General features: G+C 70.7%; 18 protein-coding genes and 2 pseudogenes. 15 read left to right on the plus strand and 5 right to left on the minus strand.

Annotated features, from left to right (window positions below; genetic code table 11):
• Positions 1 to 96 precede the first annotated feature (96 nt).
• On the minus strand, positions 97 to 717 hold the full coding sequence (locus JHW41_RS10935) for a TetR/AcrR family transcriptional regulator (RefSeq protein ID WP_057947903.1): 621 nt from the start codon (positions 715 to 717) through the stop codon (positions 97 to 99).
• 297 nt (positions 718 to 1,014) lie between these two features.
• Between JHW41_RS10935 and ndk the strand changes: the two genes are divergently transcribed.
• The 10 genes and pseudogenes from ndk to JHW41_RS26855 all read left to right on the plus strand — a co-directional run.
• A complete protein-coding gene (gene ndk / locus JHW41_RS10940) occupies positions 1,015 to 1,440 on the plus strand; it encodes a nucleoside-diphosphate kinase (protein WP_078995781.1) in 426 nt (141 codons plus the stop codon).
• Between the two features lie 189 nt (positions 1,441 to 1,629).
• Complete coding sequence (gene rlmN, locus JHW41_RS10945; RefSeq protein WP_057950141.1) at positions 1,630 to 2,805, plus strand: 23S rRNA (adenine(2503)-C(2))-methyltransferase RlmN; 1,176 nt, start codon at positions 1,630 to 1,632, stop codon at positions 2,803 to 2,805.
• Entirely contained in the window at positions 2,795 to 3,646 is an 852-nt protein-coding gene (gene pilW, locus JHW41_RS10950) for a type IV pilus biogenesis/stability protein PilW (RefSeq protein WP_250449911.1), read from the plus strand. The genes rlmN and pilW overlap by 11 nt, the downstream gene beginning before the upstream one ends.
• A complete protein-coding gene (locus JHW41_RS10955) occupies positions 3,646 to 4,470 on the plus strand; it encodes a helix-turn-helix domain-containing protein (RefSeq protein ID WP_250449912.1) in 825 nt (274 codons plus the stop codon). The genes pilW and JHW41_RS10955 overlap by 1 nt, the downstream gene beginning before the upstream one ends.
• A 166-nt stretch (positions 4,471 to 4,636) precedes the next feature.
• Entirely contained in the window at positions 4,637 to 5,266 is a 630-nt protein-coding gene (locus tag JHW41_RS10960; protein ID WP_057947899.1) for a YfgM family protein, read from the plus strand.
• Positions 5,266 to 6,513: an outer membrane protein assembly factor BamB gene (gene bamB / locus JHW41_RS10965; protein WP_250449913.1), complete on the plus strand. Its 1,248-nt coding sequence runs from the start codon at positions 5,266 to 5,268 to the stop codon at positions 6,511 to 6,513. Before JHW41_RS10960 ends, bamB begins: the two co-directional genes overlap by 1 nt.
• 338 nt (positions 6,514 to 6,851) lie before the next feature.
• On the plus strand, positions 6,852 to 8,252 hold the full coding sequence (gene der, locus JHW41_RS10970) for a ribosome biogenesis GTPase Der (RefSeq protein WP_250449914.1): 1,401 nt from the start codon (positions 6,852 to 6,854) through the stop codon (positions 8,250 to 8,252).
• Positions 8,253 to 8,576: 324 nt separating this feature from the next.
• Positions 8,577 to 9,173, plus strand: a complete 597-nt coding sequence (gene mobA / locus JHW41_RS10975; RefSeq protein WP_250449915.1) for a molybdenum cofactor guanylyltransferase — start codon at positions 8,577 to 8,579, stop codon at positions 9,171 to 9,173.
• A gap of 145 nt (positions 9,174 to 9,318) precedes the next feature.
• Entirely contained in the window at positions 9,319 to 10,539 is a 1,221-nt protein-coding gene (locus tag JHW41_RS10980; RefSeq protein WP_250449916.1) for a molybdopterin molybdotransferase MoeA, read from the plus strand.
• A 242-nt stretch (positions 10,540 to 10,781) separates the two neighbouring features.
• Positions 10,782 to 10,832: pseudogene (locus tag JHW41_RS26855) on the plus strand (DUF6053 domain-containing protein); the annotation flags it as partial.
• Here JHW41_RS26855 and JHW41_RS26860 read toward each other — a convergent pair.
• Positions 10,814 to 10,873, minus strand: a pseudogene (locus tag JHW41_RS26860) (hypothetical protein); the annotation flags it as partial. The pseudogenes JHW41_RS26855 and JHW41_RS26860 overlap by 19 nt on opposite strands.
• On the opposite strand from JHW41_RS26860, the gene moeB reads away from it, so the two are divergent.
• Both moeB and aroQ read left to right on the plus strand, forming a co-directional pair.
• On the plus strand, positions 10,849 to 12,081 hold the full coding sequence (gene moeB, locus JHW41_RS10985) for a molybdopterin-synthase adenylyltransferase MoeB (protein WP_428995537.1): 1,233 nt from the start codon (positions 10,849 to 10,851) through the stop codon (positions 12,079 to 12,081). The pseudogene JHW41_RS26860 and the gene moeB sit on opposite strands and share 25 nt — an antisense overlap.
• A gap of 26 nt (positions 12,082 to 12,107) precedes the next feature.
• Positions 12,108 to 12,686: a gamma subclass chorismate mutase AroQ gene (gene aroQ / locus JHW41_RS10990; RefSeq protein WP_250449918.1), complete on the plus strand. Its 579-nt coding sequence runs from the start codon at positions 12,108 to 12,110 to the stop codon at positions 12,684 to 12,686.
• A gap of 160 nt (positions 12,687 to 12,846) precedes the next feature.
• On the opposite strand, the gene JHW41_RS10995 is transcribed toward aroQ, so the two are convergent.
• A complete protein-coding gene (locus JHW41_RS10995; RefSeq protein WP_057947892.1) occupies positions 12,847 to 13,227 on the minus strand; it encodes a RidA family protein in 381 nt (126 codons plus the stop codon).
• 81 nt (positions 13,228 to 13,308) lie between these two features.
• Complete coding sequence (locus JHW41_RS11000) at positions 13,309 to 14,106, minus strand: alpha/beta hydrolase (RefSeq protein WP_078995774.1); 798 nt, start codon at positions 14,104 to 14,106, stop codon at positions 13,309 to 13,311.
• 284 nt (positions 14,107 to 14,390) lie between these two features.
• Between JHW41_RS11000 and JHW41_RS11005 the strand changes: the two genes are divergently transcribed.
• Positions 14,391 to 15,437, plus strand: coding sequence for a DUF2272 domain-containing protein (locus JHW41_RS11005; RefSeq protein ID WP_157490389.1), 1,047 nt, complete (start codon positions 14,391 to 14,393; stop codon positions 15,435 to 15,437).
• 385 nt (positions 15,438 to 15,822) lie between these two features.
• Here the strand turns inward: JHW41_RS11005 and JHW41_RS11010 are convergent, their stop codons facing one another.
• Positions 15,823 to 16,149 (minus strand): DUF1244 domain-containing protein, encoded by a 327-nt coding sequence (locus JHW41_RS11010; protein WP_250449919.1) that lies wholly within the window; start codon positions 16,147 to 16,149, stop codon positions 15,823 to 15,825.
• 182 nt (positions 16,150 to 16,331) lie between these two features.
• On the opposite strand from JHW41_RS11010, the gene folD reads away from it, so the two are divergent.
• Together folD and guaB are read left to right on the plus strand one after the other, a co-directional pair.
• Entirely contained in the window at positions 16,332 to 17,222 is an 891-nt protein-coding gene (gene folD, locus JHW41_RS11015) for a bifunctional methylenetetrahydrofolate dehydrogenase/methenyltetrahydrofolate cyclohydrolase FolD (protein WP_250449920.1), read from the plus strand.
• 154 nt (positions 17,223 to 17,376) lie between these two features.
• Complete coding sequence (gene guaB, locus JHW41_RS11020) at positions 17,377 to 18,834, plus strand: IMP dehydrogenase (RefSeq protein WP_057947887.1); 1,458 nt, start codon at positions 17,377 to 17,379, stop codon at positions 18,832 to 18,834.
• Positions 18,835 to 18,909: the final 75 nt, after the last annotated feature.

Consider the following 18,909-nt stretch of genomic DNA (forward strand, 5'->3'; position numbering starts at 1 on the left):
GGTGGCGGGAATCCGGCGGCGGGGAGGTTCGGGACCGGGGCCGGGTTCGCGGCCGTCCGGCGGCGCGGCCCCCGCCGGGGCCCGCGCCTGCGCCGCTCAGCTCTTGAAGCCGGCGGCGGCGAAGCGGATCAGTTCGCGCGCGGCGCGTTCACGGTGCGCCTGTTCGGTGACACCGGCGGGACGCTTGATCAGGCCGAAGTCGGCCATCGCATAGGTCAGCGAACCGGCCAGGAAGTCCAGGCGCCAGTACAGCTCCTCCTTGCTCAGCCCCGGCACCGCGGTGGCGATGGCCTTGGCGAACTCGCGCAGGACGTGGCCGTAGTGGTCGGACAGGAACTTGCGCAGGCTGTCGTTCTTCTCGGCGTAGGCGCGGGCGATGACCCGGACGAAGGCGCCGCCGCCATTGCGGTCCTGGGCCAGGGCCAGGGCGGGCTCGACGAACGCGGCCAGGATCGGCTCCAGCTCGCCGGGACGCTCGGCCAGCGCGGCCTTGAGCGCGCTCAGCCGCTGCGCGGTCATCTCGTCCATGCGCCGGCGGAACACCTCGTTGACCAGGTTCTCCTTGCTGCCGAAGTGGTAGTTGACCGCGGCGATGTTGACGTCGGCGCGGCTGGTGACCTGGCGCAGCGAGGTGCCGGTGAAGCCGAACTGGGCGAACAGCTCCTCGGCGGCGCCGAGAATGCGGTCCTTGGTCGAAAAATGGGCGGTGCTGGACATGCGGACGGGTGGCTCCGGGACGCGGCCAGGGGTGGCCATGAATCAAACGCTTGTTTGATGCTAGTCCGGGCGCCGGGCCGCGGTCAATCCGGTGGCGTATGTCGGGCCGCCGACGGCGGCGAACGGCAAAGCCGGGCAGGGCGGGAAACGCCCCGTTCGCGCGTCGTCCCCACTCCCGAATCGCCGCGCTTGCATGTAGAATTACCGCAGCCATATCGGCTAAACCCGCGTCCCGTCGCGGGTTTTCTGTTATTCTCAGGGCCGACCGCAAGCGGCCCGCCTACCCGGAGAGATTCCATGGCGCTGGAGCGCACCCTGTCCATCATCAAGCCCGACGCCGTCGCCAAGAACGTCATCGGCGAGATCTACACCCGCTTCGAAAAGGCCGGCCTCAAGGTCGTCGCCTCGAAGATGAAGCACCTGTCGAAGCAGGAAGCGGAAGGTTTCTACGCCGTTCACCGCGAACGCCCGTTCTTCGCCGCGCTGGTCGAGTTCATGATCAGCGGTCCGGTGGTGATCCAGGCGTTGCAGGGCGAGAACGCCGTGCTCAAGCACCGCGAACTGATGGGCGCCACCAACCCGAAGGACGCCGCGCCGGGCACGATCCGCGCCGACTTCGCCGACAGCATCGACGCCAACGCCGTGCACGGTTCGGACAGCCTGGAGAACGCCGCGATCGAAATCGCGTACTTCTTCCCGGCCACCGACGTCTACGCGCGCTGATCGCCAGACGCTGAGCGCAGCAGCAAACACGAGACCGCAGTGAACGAGATCCGCGACAACATCGACGCCCCTTCCGCCGCCGACGCGCAGGCCGAGGGCAAGACGCGCATCGACGCCGTGCGCGTCGATGCGGCCGCGGACGCAGTCGCAGCGGTTCCGGCCACGGCGGCGGCCAAGCCGGTCGCCGCCGTGCCCGACAACGGCAAGACCAACCTGTTCGACCTCGACCGCACCCAGCTCGAGGATTTCTTCGAACACAGCCTGGGCGAGAAGCGCTACCGCGCGCACCAGGTGATGAAGTGGATCCACCACCGCTACGTCACCGACTTCGACGGCATGACCGACCTGGGCAAGGCGCTGCGCGCCAAGCTCGAAGCGCACGCGCAGGTGCGCGCGCCGATGGTCGTGTTCGACAAGCCCTCCACCGACGGCACCCACAAGTGGCTGCTCGGCATGGACCCGAAGAACGCGATCGAGACCGTCTACATCCCCGACAAGGGCCGCGGCACGCTGTGCGTGTCCTCGCAGGTCGGCTGCGCGTTGAACTGCCAGTTCTGCTCGACCGCGACCCAGGGCTTCAACCGCAACCTGTCCACCGCCGAGATCATCGGCCAGGTGTGGGTGGCGGCGCGCCATCTCGGCAACGTCCCGCACCAGCAGCGCCGGCTCACCAACGTGGTGATGATGGGCATGGGCGAGCCGCTGGCGAACTTCGACAACGTCGTGCGCGCGATGAGCATCATGCGCGACGACCTCGGCTACGGCCTGGCCAACAAGCGCGTGACGCTGTCGACCGCGGGCATGGTGCCGATGATCGACAAGCTCGGCGAAGTGTCCGACGTGTCGCTGGCGGTGTCGCTGCACGCGCCCAACGACGAGCTGCGCAGCGAGCTGGTCCCGCTCAACAAGAAGTACCCGATCGCCGAGTTGATGGAGTCCTGCGTGCGCTACGCGCTGCGCAAGCGCGGCACCTCGGTGACCTTCGAATACACCCTGATGAAGGGCGTCAACGACCAGCCCACGCATGCGCGCCAGCTGGTCCGCCTGCTGCGCCAGTTCGACAACGCGGTGCAGATGAAGGACGCGGCCAAGGTCAACCTGATTCCGTTCAACCCGTTTCCCGGCACCCGTTTCGAGCGCCCGGACGATGCGGCCATCCGCGCGTTCCAGAAGCTGCTCAACGAGGCCGGCATGATCGCGCCGGTGCGGCGCACCCGCGGCGACGACATCGACGCCGCCTGCGGCCAGCTCAAGGGCCAGGTGATGGACCGTACCCGGCGCCAGGCCGAGTTCCGCAAGCGCCTGCAGGCGCAGGGGCTGGACCAGGGCCCGGGCCGCGGCGGGGAGATCGGCGATGCCGCTTGACCGGCCGATCCGATCGGCCAGCGCGCGCCTGCTCGGCGGCCTGGTCCTGTCCGCGCTGGTGCTGGCCGGCGCCGCCGGCTGCAACCGCCTGACCTTCATCAAGCCCAACCTGGAGCGCCGCGGCTCCGAATCGACCGGGCCCACTTACGATTTCAAGAACGACCAGCGCGCCGCGAGCGGGCAGGCTGCCGCCACCGCGCGGGTCCTGGCCGCGCAGCGCTACCTGCAGGCCGGCGACAACGGCAAGGCGCGCGACGAACTGCGCCAGGCGCTCAAGCTCGACCCGAAGTCGGCCGAGGCCTACAGCGTGATGGCGGTGATGGCCGAACGCGACGGCAAGAACGCCGAGGCCGGCGGCCACTACCGCAAGGCCGCCGAGCTGGCGCCGGAACGCGGCGCGGCGCTCAACAACTACGCGGTGTGGCTGTGCGCCAACCAGCAACCGGGCCAGGCGCTGGGCTATTTCGACCGCGCCCGCGTCGATCCGACCTATACCGATCTGGCCGTGCTGTTGGCCAACAGCGGCGCCTGCGCCGATCGCGCCGGGGAGGGCGAACGGGCCGAGCGCGACCTGCGCCAGGCGCTGGCGCTGGAGCCGGAGAACGCCACCGCGCTGAGCGCGATGGCCGCGCGCCAGTTGCGCCTGGGCAAGGCCTTCGAGGCGCGCGCCTTTTCTGAACGCCGTCTGGCCGTTGAGCCTATTTCAGCTGAAGCGCTGATGACTGCGTCACAAATCGAAGAAAAACTCGGCGACAGGGCTGCCGCCGCGAGATACGTTCAGCGAATGAGGGCGGAGTTCCCTGACGCGCAGGGCTCCGAATCGGGGGATGGCGGTAAGTGATGATGCAGTCGAACGAATTCGCGCCTGAAGTCGGCGGAAGCTGCGGCGCGCGTCTGAAACAGGCTCGCGAAGCGGCGGGGCTGTCCATCGAGGACGTGGCCGCGAAGCTGAAGATGCCCGCGCGCGCGATCCAATCGCTGGAACAGGACGATTTCGCCCGCATCGGCGCGCCGGTGTTCGTGCGCGGCCAGCTGCGCAGCTATGCGCGCCTGCTCGGCGTCGACCTGGAAGAGCAACTGGTCGCCAGCCCGATCGCCTCGACCGCGCCGTCCGAACTGGTCAGCCACACCCACACCCCGCGCTACCGCCGGGTGTTCGAACAGACCACCCGCCGCGCCGTCTACATCGTCATGACCGCGGCGATCGCGGTGCCGATCTGGATCGCCACCCGCCATCCGGCCGGCAACAGCGCGGTGCAGTCGCTGGACATGGCCGCGCTGCCGGCCGGCGCCGATGCGGCGCAGTCCGCGCGTCCGGCCAGCGAGCCGCCGCAGCGCACCCCGGTCATCGCTTCGATCGGCCCGAGCCTGCCGCAGGCCGCGCCGGCGCCGACCGCTGCGAAGTCGCTGACGTTCAAGTTCAGCGGCGACAGCTGGGTGCAGATCGTCGGCAACGACGGCCGCAAGCTCGAGGAAGGCATCCTCGGCGCCGGCCAGGAACGCAGCTACGCCCCGGGCGAAGTCGCCAACGTGCGGCTCGGCAACACCTCGGCGGTGGAAGTGCTAAACGCCGGCCAACCGGTCGATCTGACGCCGTTCAGCCGCGCGAACGTGGCGCGCTTTACGCTATCCTCTGACGGTTCCCTCGCGCCGGTCTCCGACTGACCCGCGCCGCGGGTCCGCGAACGTTCCGTTCCAGGTTTCCGACCGGCCGCGATGCGGCCGGTTTTCCCGACCTGATTCCGGCCTGTTTCCTTACATGGCCCGTTCGGCCCGCCTGCCGCGCCATGCGCGGCGTCGGGCCGTCCAGGCAGCATAACCACGGCGCATCATGGCGATAGACGACCTGCTCGACGAACACGAACAAAGCGAACGCGTGCTGTCCTGGCTGCGCGCCAACGGCGCCGGCCTGATCGGCGGCATCGCCCTGGGCCTGGCCGCGATCGGCGGCTGGAAGTGGTGGGGCAACCACCAGGTCGAGCAGAACGCGCAGGCCTCCGCCCAGTACCAGTCCGCGGTCGATGCGGTGCAGGCCAAGGACAAGGCCGCCGAAGCCAAGGTCAAGGCGCTGCCGGAAGGCATGTACCACACCCTGGCCGCGCTGGAACTGGCCAAGCAGCAGGTCGAGGCCAACCAGGGCGCCGCCGCCATCGCCACCCTGCGCGCGATCAAGACCGACGACGCCGCGATGGCCGAGATCGTCTCCCAGCGCCTGGCGCGCCTGCTGGTCGACACCAAGCAGCCGGCCGAGGCGCTGAAGCTGCTGGCGCAGTCCAGCCAGCCGCTGGCGATCGAGGTGCGCGGCGACGCGCAGCTCGCGCTCGGCAAGCAGGAACTGGCGCGCAAGGAATACACCGACGCGCTGGCCAAGCTCGACGAAGCCTCGCCGCGCCGCCGCCTGCTCGAACTCAAGCTCACCGAAGCCGGCGGCACGCCGGCCAAGCCCGAGGCCAAGTCTTAATGATCCAAGCCCAGAAGAGGTCTCACGGCGGCGCTTTCGTGCGCGTCGCCGCCACCGCCGCGTTGTTCGCGTTCGCCCTGAGCGGATGCTCGACGGTCAAGGGCTGGTTCGGCGGCAGCAAGAAGAAGGACGACGGCAAGCCCAACGAGCCGACCGAGCTCGTCGATTTCACCGCCAGCGTCAAGGTCGACAAGATCTGGTCGGTCAACGCCGGCAAGGGCGAGGACCGGATCGGCGTGCGCCAGGCGCCGGCCGTGGCCGACGGCCGCGTCTACGCCGCGGCGATCAAGGGCGGCGTGCACGCCTACGACCTGCAGACCGGCAAGGAAGTCTGGCACTTCGTGCCGACCCGCAAGGACAAGAAGGAGCGCGAGAAGAAGGACAAGGAGATCCGCTTGTCCGGCGGTCCCGGCGCCGGCGACGGCCTGGTCGTGGTCGGCGGCCTCGACGGCGAGGTGATCGCGCTCGACGCGGCCACCGGCGCGCAGAAGTGGACCGCCAGCGTCCCCAACGAAGTGATCGCCGCGCCGACCATCGGCCTGGGCATGGTGTTCGTGCGCTCCAACGACGGCCGCGTCACCGCCTTCGACGCCGCCAGCGGCGAGCGCCGCTGGTTCTGGAACCGCGACGTGCCGATCCTGTCACTGCGCGGCAACAGCGCGCCGACGCTGGGCCCGGGCTATGTGTTCGTCGGCAACGACGACGGCACCCTCAGCGCGCTGGCCGCCAGCGACGGCCGCTCGACCTGGGACGTGCCGGTGGCGCAGCCCGACGGCCGCAGCGAGCTCGACCGCATGGCCGACATCGACGGCGCCCCGGTGCTGGAAGGCACGGTGCTGTACGCGACCAGCTTCAAGAAGCAGACCATGGCGATCGACGCGCCGAGCGGCCGGCCGATGTGGGCCAGCGAGCACGGCGGCGCCGGCCGCCTGGGCGTGGCCAGCGACAAGCTGATCGTCGCCGACCCGGCCGGCACCGTGTTCGGCCTGGACAAGACCAGCGGCGCCGCGCTGTGGTCGCAGCCCTCGCTGGCGCGCCGCGACCTGACCGGCGCGGCGGTGCAGGGCGACTACGCCCTGGTCGGCGACTTCGACGGCTACGTGCACTGGATGAAGTTGTCGACCGGCGAGTTCGCCGCGCGCGCCCGCGCCGGCCGCAAGCCGCTCAAGGCCGCGCCGGTGGTGGTCGACGGCATCGCGATCGTGCAGAACATCAAGGGCGAGCTGACCGCGTTCAAGCTGCAGTGAGGCCGGGCACCGGGCTTTGAGAGGCCGGTTCGGGCGAGGCGGGGCGCGGTGGCTGAAGGCCGCTCGCGCCGGCCGGACCCGGGGCGGCGTCCCGATTCCCGACGGCCGCTTCGCCATGTCGACGATGTAATGCGGCCCGGGCGGCGTGCAGCCGTCCCGGGCCGTTCGTTTTCGGGGCCGGGCGCCTGGCGCTCCGGCCCGGCCGGGTTCGCCCGCCGCGCGAAGGCGTCTTCGCGCCCGCTCTGGCACTATGTCGGCCTTTCCGGCCGAGTTCGCCGCGCGGATCCGTCCGCCGCCGCGCCGCCCTTCCTATTCCTCATTCCCGGCTGCAAACAACCATGCTTCCGCTAGTCGCCCTCGTTGGCCGCCCCAACGTCGGAAAATCCACCCTGTTCAACGCGCTCACGCGCAGCCGCGACGCGCTCGTCCACGACGAGCCGGGCGTCACCCGCGATCGCCACTACGGCGTGTGCCGGCCCGAGGGCCAGCGCGCGTTCGCGGTGGTCGACACCGGCGGCATCGCCGGCGAGGAGCAGGGCCTGGCCGGCGCCACCGCGCGCCAGGCGCGCGCCGCGGCCGAGGAGGCCGACCTGGTGCTGTTCGTGGTCGACGGCCGCGAAGGCGCCTCGGCGCTGGACGACGAGATCCTGGCCTGGCTGCGCAAGACCTCGCGGCCGACCCTGCTGGTGGTCAACAAGACCGACGGCATCGACGCGCGCGCGGCGATCGACGACTTCGCCCGTTACGGCATCCGCGACGCCATCGCGGTCTCCTCGGCGCACCGCCAGGGCCTGGACGAGCTGCTGGCCGAAGTGCTGGCGCGCGTGCCCGAAGAGGGCGCGACCGCCGAGCTGGACAACGATCCCAACCGCATCCGCGTGGCCTTCATCGGCCGCCCGAACGTGGGCAAGTCGACCCTGGTCAACCGCCTGCTCGGCGAGGAGCGCATGATCGCTTCCGACGTGCCGGGCACCACCCGCGACTCGGTCGCGGTCGACATGGAACGCGACGGCCGCCTGTACCGGCTGGTCGACACCGCCGGCGTGCGGCGCAAGTCCAAGGTCGAGGAAGCGGTCGAGAAGTTCTCGATCATCAAGACCCTGCAGGCGATCGAGCAGTGCCAGGTCGCGGTGGTCATGCTCGACTGCACCGAGGGCGTGACCGACCAGGACGCCAGCGTGCTCGGCTACGCGCTCGACGCCGGCCGCGCGCTGGTGGTCGCGGTCAACAAGTGGGACGGGCAGACCGAATACCAGCGCCAGCAGACCGAGAACCTGCTCAAGCGCAAGCTCGCCTTCGTCGAGTGGGCCGAGCCGGTGCGCATCAGCGCCAAGCACGGCTCGGGCCTGAAGGAACTGTTCGCGGCGATCCACCGCGCGCACGCCTCGGCCACCACCGAGATCGGCACCAGCGAGGTCACCAAGGCGATGGAGATCGCCTACGAGACCAACCCGCCGCCGGTGGTGCGCGGGCATGTGGCCAAGCTGCGCTTCGCCCATCCGGCCGGGCTCAACCCGCCGACCTTCGTCGTCCACGGCACCCGTCTGCGCACCCTCAGCGACAGCTACAAGCGCTACCTGGAGAACTTCTTCCGCAAGCGCTTCAAGCTGGTCGGCACGCCGGTGCGCTTCGTGTTCAAGGAAGGCAGCAATCCGTACGAAGGCAAGAAGAACGTGCTGACCGAGCGGCAGGTGGCGAAGAAGAAGCGCTTGATAAGGCATGTGAAGCGCGGGAAGTAAGCGCGGCGGCCGGTTCGGCTCGCGAAGCCGGGGGCGAAGTCGAAATGGATTCCGGCTTTCGCCGGAATGACGGGACGTGGAGACGCAACCTCCGATCCGTCATTCCGGCGAAAGCCGGAATCCATTTTGATTTTGCGTGCCCATCAACGTCCCGGCACCCGGCACCCGGCACTCGGCACTCGACATCCGACATCCGACATCCGACATCCGACGCCGGACGCCGGACGGCGGACGCCGGACGGCGGACGGCGGACGGCGCCGCCGACGTCAGCGCCGATGCCGCCGAGCGCGCACAATGACGTTTCCCAGGCCACCGCGCAGCGCATGCCCATCGCTCCCGCCGATCTCACCCTCGGCCTGCTCGCCGGCGGCCGCGCCACCCGGCTGGGCGGACGCGACAAGGCCTGGCTGCGGCGCGACGGCGAGTTCCAGGTGCTGCGCCTGGCACAGGCGTTCGCGCCTTGCGCCGGGCAAACGCTGGTCAGCGCCAACCGCGACTTGCAGCGCTACGCCGAATACGGCCTGCGCGCCGTAGTCGATCGCAGCCCCGATCTCGGCCCGCTCGGCGGCCTGGACGCGCTGGCCGCGGCCGCCGCGACGCCGTGGCTGCTGACCCTGCCGGTCGATGCGCTCGTTGCCGGGCCCTGGCTGCTGGACGCGCTTGCCGCCGCCCAGGCCAAGGCCGGGCAGGGCGCCTACGCCGTCGACGACGACGGCGTGCAGCCGCTGTTTGCGTTGTGGCCGGTGGCGCCGTTGCGCGCCGCACTGGCGCCGGCCCTGGCCCAGCGGCAATTGGCGGTGCGCGGCTTGCAGGCCGCGCTCGGCATGGCCACGGCGCGCCTGCCTGGCCTACGCTTGGGCAACCTCAACACGCCCGCCGATCTTGCCGCGGCCGGTATCGACACCGATCCGATGGCATGACCGTCCGTCCCTCCCAACGCCGGCGCGACGACGCGGCCGTTCGTCCTGCCCGCCACCGGACCGACGCCGGCGTGATCGCCCGTTCCGCCCGATGCCGGCCGGCTTGCGTCCCGCCTCCGCCGCGCACCGCACCCAAGAGCCCGCCATGACCGATTTCCCCACCGGCCTGCTGTTCGACGAGGCCATGGCCGTGACCGCCGAGGTCGCCGCCGCGCACCGCCTCGAGATCGAACATCCTGCGCTGTCGCGCTGCCACGGCCGGGTGCTGGCCCAGGACGTGGTCGCGCCGCTGTCGCTGCCGCCGTTCGACAACAGCGCGATGGACGGCTTCGCCCTGCGCCATGCCGACCTGAGCCGCGAGCAGACCGAACTGCGCCTGGTCGGCGAGCAATTCGCCGGCCTCGCGCTCGGGTTGGCGCTCGGCGCCGGCGAATGCGCGCGCATCACCACCGGCGCGCCGCTGCCGGCCGGCGCCGACACGGTCGCGATCAAGGAGAACGCGCGCGTCGACGGCGACCGGGTGTGGGTGCCGCAGGCCAAGCGCGGCCACCACGTGCGCTACGCCGGCGAGGACGTGGCCGCGGGCGAGACCGTGCTGCGCGCCGGACAGGCGCTGACGCCGGCGCGGGTGTCGCTGGCCGCCTCGCTCGGCCTGTCCTCGCTGCCGGTGCGGCGCAAGCCGACGGTGGCGGTGTTCACCAGCGGCGACGAACTGGTCGAGCCGGGCATGCCGCTGCGGCCCGGGCAGATCTACGACAGCAACCGCGAACTGCTGATGGGCCTGCTGCGCGCCGACGGACTGGAGCCGACCGCATGGCCGCGCCTGCCCGACGACCCCCGGCAGGTCGAGATCGCCCTGCGCGACGCCGCCTGCGCGTTCGACCTGGTGTTCACCTGCGGCGCGGTGTCGGCCGGCGAGAAGGACCATATCCCGGCGGTGCTGGGACAGTTCGGCCGCATCCATTTTTGGAAAGTGAAGATGCGCCCGGGCATGCCGCTGTTGCTGGCGAGCATGGACCAGGCGCGCTGCCTCGGCCTGCCGGGCAATCCGGTATCGGTGCTGGCGACCTACTTGAGTTTCGGGCGCGCGCTGATCGATGGCCTGCAAGGCCGGGTCGAGCCGCGGCCGAAACTGCGGGCGCGATTGGTCGGCGGGATCGAGAAAAGCCATCCGCGCCGCGAGTTCGTGCGCGCGCGCCTGCGCAGCGACGAGGACGGAGTGTTGTGGGTCGACCCGAATCCGGCCACCGCCTCGCACCGGCTGCGCGCGGCGGCCGATTCGGATGCGCTGATAGTGGTGGCCGAGGGCGAACAGCGCCTGCAGGAAGGCGCGGCGATGGAAGTCTGGCCGTACGCGCTGGGCTGAGGTTCGCCGGCGGTGGCTGTTGTGGGAGAGGCTTCAGCCCCGATGCTTTCCGATCCGATCGCCGCGAGCCGGCACGTGTTCTCAGCTGAGTCGTTGTGGGGAGGCTTCAGCCCCGATGCTTTGCGGTCGGATCGCCGCGAGCCGGCACGCGTTCGCAGCTGAGTCGTTGTGGGAGGGGCCTCAGCCCCGATGCTTTGCGGTCGGATCGCCGCGAGCCGGCACGCGTTCGCAGCTGAGTTTTTGTGGGAGGGGCTTCAGCCCCGACGCTCTCCGGCCCGGTCGCGGCGAGCCGGCACAACGACAGCGGGGCTGAAGCCCCTCCCACAGCGGCCACCCGCCAACCCACGCAACGCTGCATCCCCGCGCCCGCCTGCCAGGGGGCGCGCGAAAGCGGATAATCCCCGCATGAGCATCGAACAGATTTCCCCCGCGCAGGCGCGCGCGCGCCAGCAGGCCGGCGCGGTCCTGATCGACGTGCGCGAGGCGCACGAGCGCGCGAGCGGGCAGGCCGAGCACGCGCTCGGGGTCGCCAAGGACGCGCTTGAGGCCGATCCGGCCGCGACCGTGGCCGACCGTGGCGCCGAGATCGTGCTGATCTGCCAGAGCGGCGCGCGTTCGCGGCGCGCCGCGCAGGCGCTGCTCGACGCCGGCTACGCGCGCGTGGCTTCGGTCGACGGCGGCACCACGCGCTGGATCGCCGAGGGCCTGCCGCTGGCGCAACTGCGCCAGTCCGCCGACGAGATCGATTTCTACGACCGCTATTCGCGCCACCTGCGCTTGCCCGAGGTCGGCGAGGCCGGCCAGCGCAAGCTGCAGGCCGCGCGAGTGGCCATGGTCGGCGCCGGCGGGCTGGGTTCGCCGGCGGCGTTCTACCTGGCCGCGGCCGGCGTCGGCACCCTGGTGCTGGCCGACGACGACGTGGTCGACCGCAGCAATCTGCAGCGGCAGATCCTGCACACCGAGGACCGCATCGGCACGCCCAAGGTCGAGTCGGCGAAGATCGCGCTGCAGGCGCTCAACCCGCGGTTGCGGGTAGAGACCTTCGCCGAGCGCATCACCTCCGACAACGTCGAGCGCCTGATCGGCGAGGCCGACGTGGTGTTCGACGGCGCCGACAATTTCCCGGTGCGTTATCTGCTCAACGACGCCTGCGTGAAACTGGCCAAGCCGCTGGTGTACGGCGCGATCCACCGTTTCGAAGGGCAGGTCAGCCTGTTCGACGCCGGCCGCCATCGCGGCCAGTGCCCGTGCTACCGCTGCCTGTTCCCCGAACCGCCGCCGCCGGACGCCGCGCCCAATTGCGCCGAAGCCGGCGTGCTCGGCGTGTTGCCCGGCGTGATCGGGCTGGTCCAGGCGACCGAGGTGGTCAAGCTGATCCTCGGCCTGGGCGAATCGCTGGCCGGGCGGCTGCTGCATTTCGATGCGCTGGCCATGCGTTTCCGCGAGACCCGGTTGCGGCCGGACCCCGAATGCCCGGTATGCGCGGCGGGCCGCGCGTTTCCGGGCTATATCGATTACCAGGCGTTCTGCGCCGCGCCGTGAGCGCGGGCCGCCGCGGGAGCACGACGATGCGAGCGCAAGCGATGATGTTCCGGTGCCGTTGGCTTGCGACGGCGCTCGCCGCGGCGGCGCTGCTGGTCGCCTTGCCGGCGGCGGCGCAATCGCCGACGCCGACCTCGTCCGGCTTCGAGCGCGTCGCCGAACTCAGCGCGCAGCGCCTGCTGCTGGCCGACGCGGTCGCGGCGAGCAAGCGCGCCTCGGGCAAACCGGTCGAGGACGCCCAGCGCGAAGGCGAGCAACTGGCGCGGGTGCGCGAACAAGCGACGGCGCGCGCGTTGCCGGCCGAGCCGGCGGCCGCGTTCTTCCGCGCGCAGATGGAAGCCAACAAGCTGGTGCAGTACCGCCTGCTGGCCGAACCCGGGCGCGCCGGCGCCGCGGTCGATCTGGCGCCGGTGCGGGCCAAGCTGGACGCGATCAACGCGCAGTTGCTGGACGCGCTGCCGGCGGCGCTGAGCCAGGCGCGCGGAGACGATTGCGCGCGGCGCGCGTCCGAGGCGCGCAAGCGTGCGGCCAGACGCCATCGGCTGGACGAATTGCATCGCACCGCGTTGGCGCGCGCGTTCGGGGATTTGTGCCGGTTGCCTTGAGGCTGGAGCGGGCAAGGGCAACGGCGAAAAGGGATTGCGGCTTGTGTCGCAACGACGGCGAAGGGACGACGTCGTTGCAACTCGCGCATCTAGATGATTCGAAGCGCCGCTTACGGCGCCGGCGATCCGGCGCCGTCGTGCGACCGCCGCGGGACTGCGCTCAGTCCGCCGCGATCGCCTCGATCTCGACCATCCAGCCTTCCTCGTACAGGTCGGCGATGATCACCGTCAGCGCCGGCGTGTGTTCGCCGAGGACTTCGCGGCGGATCTCGTAATTGCGCTCGCGCAGCCGGCGCTCGCTGAGGAACGTGGTGACCTTGACCAGGTTGCTGAAATCCATCCCGGCCTGCTTGAGCTGCTGCTCGACGTTGGCCCAGGCGCGCCGGCACTGGCCTTCGAAGTCCTTGGGAAGGATGCATTTCTCGCATTGCGGCAACTGGCCGCTGATGAACAGCAATCGTCGGAATCCGCTGATCTCGTGCGCCTGCGCGTACGACACGTCGTTGGGTTGGATCGCCCTGCGTTGCATCTGCATGTGCATGTTGCGTCCTCCAAGTGAGGCGCGAGCGGCTGCGGGCGCACATCGCGGGCCAGACATCGCCCGCGCCCGTCGGATCCCGCGCTAGTCGATGAACTCCCTCAAGGCCTGGCCGTACTCCGGATAGGTCCCGATGTTGTGGTGGTCCGCGCCCCTGAGCTGCACCACTTCCACGCCTTGCGGGCGCGTCTGCAGCGAGTGCACCAGGCGGGTGGTATTCGGCGGCGGGATCACGTCGTCGTTGCTGGCGCGCACCACCAGGATCGGACCGAAGTAGCCGCGCAGGTTGGCGATCGAATCGTAGCGGTCGCGCACCAGCCAGCGCGTGGGCAGCCAGCGGTAGTGCGCCTGGGCGGTGTCGCCGAGGCTGTCGAACGGGGTCACCAGGGCCAGGCGCTCGACCGGGCGCTTGCCGGCGACGAAGCTGGCCACGCCGCTGCCGAGGCTGCGGCCGATCACCGAGACCGGCTGGCGCGGATGCTCGCGCGCGACCTGGTCGAAGATCGCCAGCGCGTCGGCGAACAGTTCCGGCTCCGCCGGCGCGCCGTCGCTGGCGCCGAAGCCGCGGTAGGACAGCAGGTAGATGGTGCGGTCGGGGAACCACTGGGCGAGGGTCTCGCGCATGTTCTCGATGCGCTCGGCGTTGCCGCCGAAGTAGATCAGCGCCTTCTCGCGTCCGGCGTTGAGGCGCCAGCCGCGCAGCACCGCGTCGTCGCGCTCGACCGTGTAGTCGGTCATGTCGGCGCCGAGGCGGGTGTTCTGCGGGAAATACATCAGGTCGCGTTGCTTGAAGTACATCCAGCCGCAGATGCTGACGTAGCCGGCGGCGGCGACGCCGGCGATCGCGGCCAAGGATTGGAACAGGCGGGGGTTGCGTGCCATCGATGCGTGGGCCCTGGAATGCGGTGCGGGAAAGCGCCGGGCGGCCGCAGGCGGCCGTGGGGCGCATGGTGCGTGTTGCGACGATACCCCGCGGGCACGCGCGCCGCCAGCGGCGCGTGGCGGCCATCGCGCGCTCACGCGACTTGCACGGAAGATCGCTAGGCTGGCGCGGGCGGGCCGATGCGCGATCGCGCCAACCTTCCCGCATGACAACCCCGGCGTTGCGCGCCCCCGCGCGGACGCCGCGATGGACCGGAGATCGCCGCATGCCCCGCAGTTTCGTTGTGGTTTTGCCCATCCTGGCCGCTGTGTCGGCGTTGCTTGCGCCTTGGGGCGCGGCCCGCGCCGCCGACGCTTGCCCGTCGCTGCGCAACCTCGGCGGCGCGGCCCAGGCCGCGACCCGCGTCGCGGCCGCGGCGTGCAGCGAGAACCTGCTGTGGTACCGGCCCTTCATCGATATCCAGGGCCGCCTGGCCAGCGCCTCGGTGAGCGAATCGGAAAACGCGCGCCTGGCCGACGGCGCCACCGAAACCTGGCGCCGCACCGCCGGCTACTGGCGCGAGACCGGCCTGCTCCAGCGCATGAGCGGTTTCGCCGGCGCCGACCAGTGCTTCGATCCGTTCGGCAGCGCGTATTCGACCCAGGGCTGCCGCGCCTTCCTGGTCGACAATCCGTGGTCGGCCGCGTTCGTGTCTTACGTGATGATGAAGGCCGCGGTGCCGGGCTTCCGTCCTTCGGCCAGCCACTACGATTACGTGCGCGAGGCCTATCGCAATCCCGACCAGAGCCCGTTCCTGTACCTGGACCCGGCCAGCGCCGCGGCCGCGCCGGGCGATCTGCTGTGCGCGGTGCGCTCGAGCACGCGCGTGTACGGCTACCAGGGTTTGATCGCCGCGCTCGACAGCGGCAACGGCTCGCTGGCGATGCATTGCGACGTCGTCGTCGCGGTCAATCCGGACAACGACGGCAAGGCTTACCTGATCGGCGGCAACGTCCAGCAGGGCGCGACGATGCGGCTGATGGCGGTCAACCGCAACGGCCAGTTCTGGCCGCTGCCGCTGCGCAGCGAAACCCAGGTGGAATGCTCGCCCGACACCGCCACGGCGTGCGACATGAACAAGCTCGACTGGGCGGCGCTGCTCAAGCTCAAGCCCGATGCCAGCCTGGCGACGCTGGCGCCGCCGCAGCCGCTGTTCGCGCCGCAGCAGGCGCCGTCGCAGCAGCCGTCGGGGTGCTGCATCAACTGCGTGGTGGGGTCGGGAATCCCGCGTTGCCCGAATCCGAATGCGCCGTCGCTGCAGCCGCAGGGGCAGGCGCCGGTGCAGGATTGAGGTCGCTGCGAGGTCGCGCAGTACCCCTGTAGGAGCGGCGCGAGCCGCGACTGCGGGAACGATGCGACGGCGGCGGCTGGATGTCTTGCGTGCGTGCCGGGTCTGTTTGCGGGTGGCGGGACGGGCATCTCGTGCCTGCGCAGCGGTTCGGTTTTCGCGATCGCGGCTTGCGCCGCTCCTACAGGGGGCGGCCGTTGCGGCGTCGCTACGTTACTGCCTCGCTTCCCTCCACTGCGTCATTCCGGCGAAAGCCGGAATCCATTTTGCTTTTGCTCCCACAACTGCAGAAGCAAGATCAAAATGGGTTCCGGCTTTCGCCGGAACGACGGGGTGGGGAGGCGGTGCGCAGGGGCCGCGCAGGAGCCGCAACCGCGCGCAATCGCTCTCAGCCGTGCCGCTTCTGCGCCGCCTCGAACGCGGCCAACTGCTCCGGCGTCGCTTCCTGTTGGTATTGCGCCTTCCACTGCGCGAACGGCATTCCGTAGATCGCCTCGCGCGCCTGGTCCTTGCTCAACTCGATCCCGCGCTCGCTGGCGGCGTCGCGGTACCAGTCGGCCAGGCAGTTGCGGCAGAAGCCGGCCAGGATCATCAGGTCGATGTTCTGCACGTCGCGGCGCTCGTGCATCAGGTGGGCGAGCAGGCGGCGGAAAGCGGCGGCCTGCAGGGCTTCGGTGGCGGCGTCCGGGACGGCGGTGGGGTCGGTCGGGGTCATGGCGGGGCTCTGATGGCGGTGCTCTGGACGGGGAGGGGCGAGAACGGGCCGGTGCGGCCGCGGCGCGCGGCGGCCGGCGCGGCGGGCCCGCGCGCTGCATCGGCGAAATGCGCGCGCCGGCGAAATTCGGCCGGCCGGATCGGCGATAATGCGCGGCCCGACTCTACCGCAGCCGAGCCCGCATGACGCCTCCTTCGCACCCGGCCCGCATCCTCGACGGCAAGCGCATCGCCGAGGAACTGCTCGACAACCTCAAGGCCCAGGTCGACCAGCGCGTCGCCCGCGGCCTGTCGCGGCCGGGGTTGGCGGTGGTGCTGGTCGGCAGCGATCCGGCCTCCTCGGTGTACGTGCGCAACAAGCGCCGCGCCGCGCAGAAGGTCGGTATCCGCGCGATCGACTACGACCTGCCGGCCGATCCCGGCGACGAGGCGCTGCTGGCGCTGATCGACAAGCTCAACGCCGACCCCGAGGTGCACGGCATCCTGGTCCAGCTGCCGCTGCCGGACCGCCGCGACGCCACCGCGCTGATCCACCGCATCGACCCGCGCAAGGACGTCGACGGCTTCCATCCGGAGAACGTCGGCCACCTGATGCTGCGCCAGTTCGGCCTGCGCCCGTGCACGCCGCGCGGCATCACCACCCTGCTGGGCTACACCGACCGCCCGGTGCGCGGGCAGAGCGCGACCATCGTCGGGGTCAGCAACCACGTCGGCCGGCCGATGGCGCTGGAGCTGCTGATCGCCGGCTGCACCGTCACCAGCTGCCACAAGTTCACCCCGCAGGCGGTGCTGGAGCAGTCGGTGCGCAACGCCGACATCCTGGTGGTCGCGGTCGGCCGGCCGGGGTTGATCCCGGGCGAATGGGTCAAGCCGGGCGCGGTGGTGATCGACGTGGGCATCAACCGGCTCGACGACGGCCGCCTGGTCGGCGACGTCGGCTTCGCCGCGGCCGCGCAGCGCGCCAGCTGGATCACGCCGGTGCCGGGCGGGGTGGGGCCGATGACGGTCGCCACGCTGATGCAGAACACCCTGGAAGCGGCCGAGGCAGCGGACCCGGCGGCCGGACAGGGCTGAGGGCCGTCCGGCGGGCTCCCCTCCCGGGCCCGCCAGGCAAGCCTTAACGGGCCCCTCGCACGCCACCCGCGGAACGTCGCTTTCCGCCCGCGCGGCGAGCGGAGCGGGGCGGTTTCGGGTTAGAATGGCGCGCTTCATCCTCCCGGGCCCGCCTATGCTGCGCATCCAGGCTGAAGCGCTGACTTACGACGATGTCTCTCTCGTCCCCGCGCATTCGATCGTCCTGCCTAAGGACGTAAACCTCTCCACCCGCCTGACCCGCGACCTGTCGATCCGCCTGCCGATCCTGTCGGCGGCGATGGACACCGTCAGCGAGGCCCGCCTGGCCATCGCCCTGGCCCAGCTCGGCGGCATCAGCATCGTCCACAAGAACATGAGCCTGCAGGCCCAGGCCGCGCAGGTCGCCCAGGTCAAGAAGTTCGAGGCCGGGGTGATCAAGGAGCCGTTCACCGTCGGCCCCGAGACCACCATCGGCGAAGTGCTCAAGCTGACCCGCGCGCGCAACATCTCCGGCGTGCCGGTCGTGGACGGCGGCCAGCTGGTCGGCATCGTCACCAGCCGCGACATGCGCTTCGAGAAGAAGCTCGACGATCCGGTCCGCCACATCATGACCAAGCGCGACCGCCTGGTCACCGTGCGCGAGGGCGCCGACGACGAGGAAGTGCTGCAGCTGCTGCACAAGCACCGCATCGAGAAGGTCCTGGTGGTCAACGACGGCTTCGAGCTGCGCGGCCTGATCACGGTCAAGGACATCCAGAAGAAGACCGACAACCCCAACGCCGCCAAGGACAGCGCCGAGCGCTTGCTGGTCGGCGCCGCGGTCGGCGCCGGCGGCGACACCGAGGCGCGCGTGGAAGCGCTCGCCGCGGCCGGCGTGGACGTGATCGTGGTCGACACCGCGCACGGCCACTCGCAGGGCGTGCTCGATCGCGTGCAGTGGGTCAAGAAGCGCTTCCCGCAGTTGCAGGTGATCGGCGGCAACATCGTCACCGGCGACGCGGCGCTGGCGCTGATGGATCACGGCGCCGACGCGGTCAAGGTCGGCGTCGGCCCCGGTTCGATCTGCACCACCCGCGTCGTCGCCGGCGTCGGCGTGCCGCAGATCACCGCCGTGGCGATGGTCGCCGAGGCGCTGCAAGACCGCATCCCGCTGATCGCCGACGGCGGCATCCGCTATTCCGGCGACATCGGCAAGGCGCTGGTCGCCGGCGCCTCGTCGGTGATGGTCGGCGGCCTGTTCGCCGGCACCGAGGAAGCTCCGGGCGAGATCGAGCTGTTCCAGGGCCGCAGCTACAAGAGCTACCGCGGCATGGGCAGCCTCGGCGCGATGGAGCAGGGCTCCAAGGACCGCTATTTCCAGGACGCCTCGGACGCCGACAAGCTGGTGCCGGAAGGCATCGAAGGCCGCGTGCCGTATCGCGGCTCGCTCGGCGGCGTGGTCCACCAGCTCGCCGGCGGCCTGCGCGCCACCATGGGCTACGTGGGCTGCGCGACCATCGAGGAGATGCGCAAGAAGCCGAGCTTCGTGCGCATCACCAACGCCGGTTCGCGCGAAAGCCACGTGCACGACGTGCAGATCACCAAGGAACCGCCGAACTACCGGGCGGGATGAAGCCGCAGGAACGAGCGAAGAGGAGTGAGGAACGAGTGTCCCGCTCCTCTTCGACTATTCCGGCCCCGCTTTCGA

Origin of the sequence: Lysobacter enzymogenes, assembly GCF_023617245.1 — a bacterium.
GTDB classification, from domain to species: Bacteria; Pseudomonadota; Gammaproteobacteria; order Xanthomonadales; family Xanthomonadaceae; genus Lysobacter; species Lysobacter yananisis.

Coding starts and splice junctions, on each gene's coding strand:
- JHW41_RS10935 (WP_057947903.1), bottom strand. CDS start 717: ATGTCCAGCACCGCCCATTTTTCGACCAAGGACCGCATTCTCGGCGCC.
- ndk (WP_078995781.1), top strand. CDS start 1,015: ATGGCGCTGGAGCGCACCCTGTCCATCATCAAGCCCGACGCCGTCGCC.
- pilW (WP_250449911.1), top strand. CDS start 2,795: ATGCCGCTTGACCGGCCGATCCGATCGGCCAGCGCGCGCCTGCTCGGC.
- JHW41_RS10955 (WP_250449912.1), top strand. CDS start 3,646: ATGATGCAGTCGAACGAATTCGCGCCTGAAGTCGGCGGAAGCTGCGGC.
- JHW41_RS10960 (WP_057947899.1), top strand. CDS start 4,637: ATGGCGATAGACGACCTGCTCGACGAACACGAACAAAGCGAACGCGTG.
- bamB (WP_250449913.1), top strand. CDS start 5,266: ATGATCCAAGCCCAGAAGAGGTCTCACGGCGGCGCTTTCGTGCGCGTC.
- der (WP_250449914.1), top strand. CDS start 6,852: ATGCTTCCGCTAGTCGCCCTCGTTGGCCGCCCCAACGTCGGAAAATCC.
- mobA (WP_250449915.1), top strand. CDS start 8,577: ATGCCCATCGCTCCCGCCGATCTCACCCTCGGCCTGCTCGCCGGCGGC.
- JHW41_RS10980 (WP_250449916.1), top strand. CDS start 9,319: ATGACCGATTTCCCCACCGGCCTGCTGTTCGACGAGGCCATGGCCGTG.
- aroQ (WP_250449918.1), top strand. CDS start 12,108: ATGCGAGCGCAAGCGATGATGTTCCGGTGCCGTTGGCTTGCGACGGCG.
- JHW41_RS10995 (WP_057947892.1), bottom strand. CDS start 13,227: ATGCACATGCAGATGCAACGCAGGGCGATCCAACCCAACGACGTGTCG.
- JHW41_RS11000 (WP_078995774.1), bottom strand. CDS start 14,106: ATGGCACGCAACCCCCGCCTGTTCCAATCCTTGGCCGCGATCGCCGGC.
- JHW41_RS11010 (WP_250449919.1), bottom strand. CDS start 16,149: ATGACCCCGACCGACCCCACCGCCGTCCCGGACGCCGCCACCGAAGCC.
- folD (WP_250449920.1), top strand. CDS start 16,332: ATGACGCCTCCTTCGCACCCGGCCCGCATCCTCGACGGCAAGCGCATC.
- guaB (WP_057947887.1), top strand. CDS start 17,377: ATGCTGCGCATCCAGGCTGAAGCGCTGACTTACGACGATGTCTCTCTC.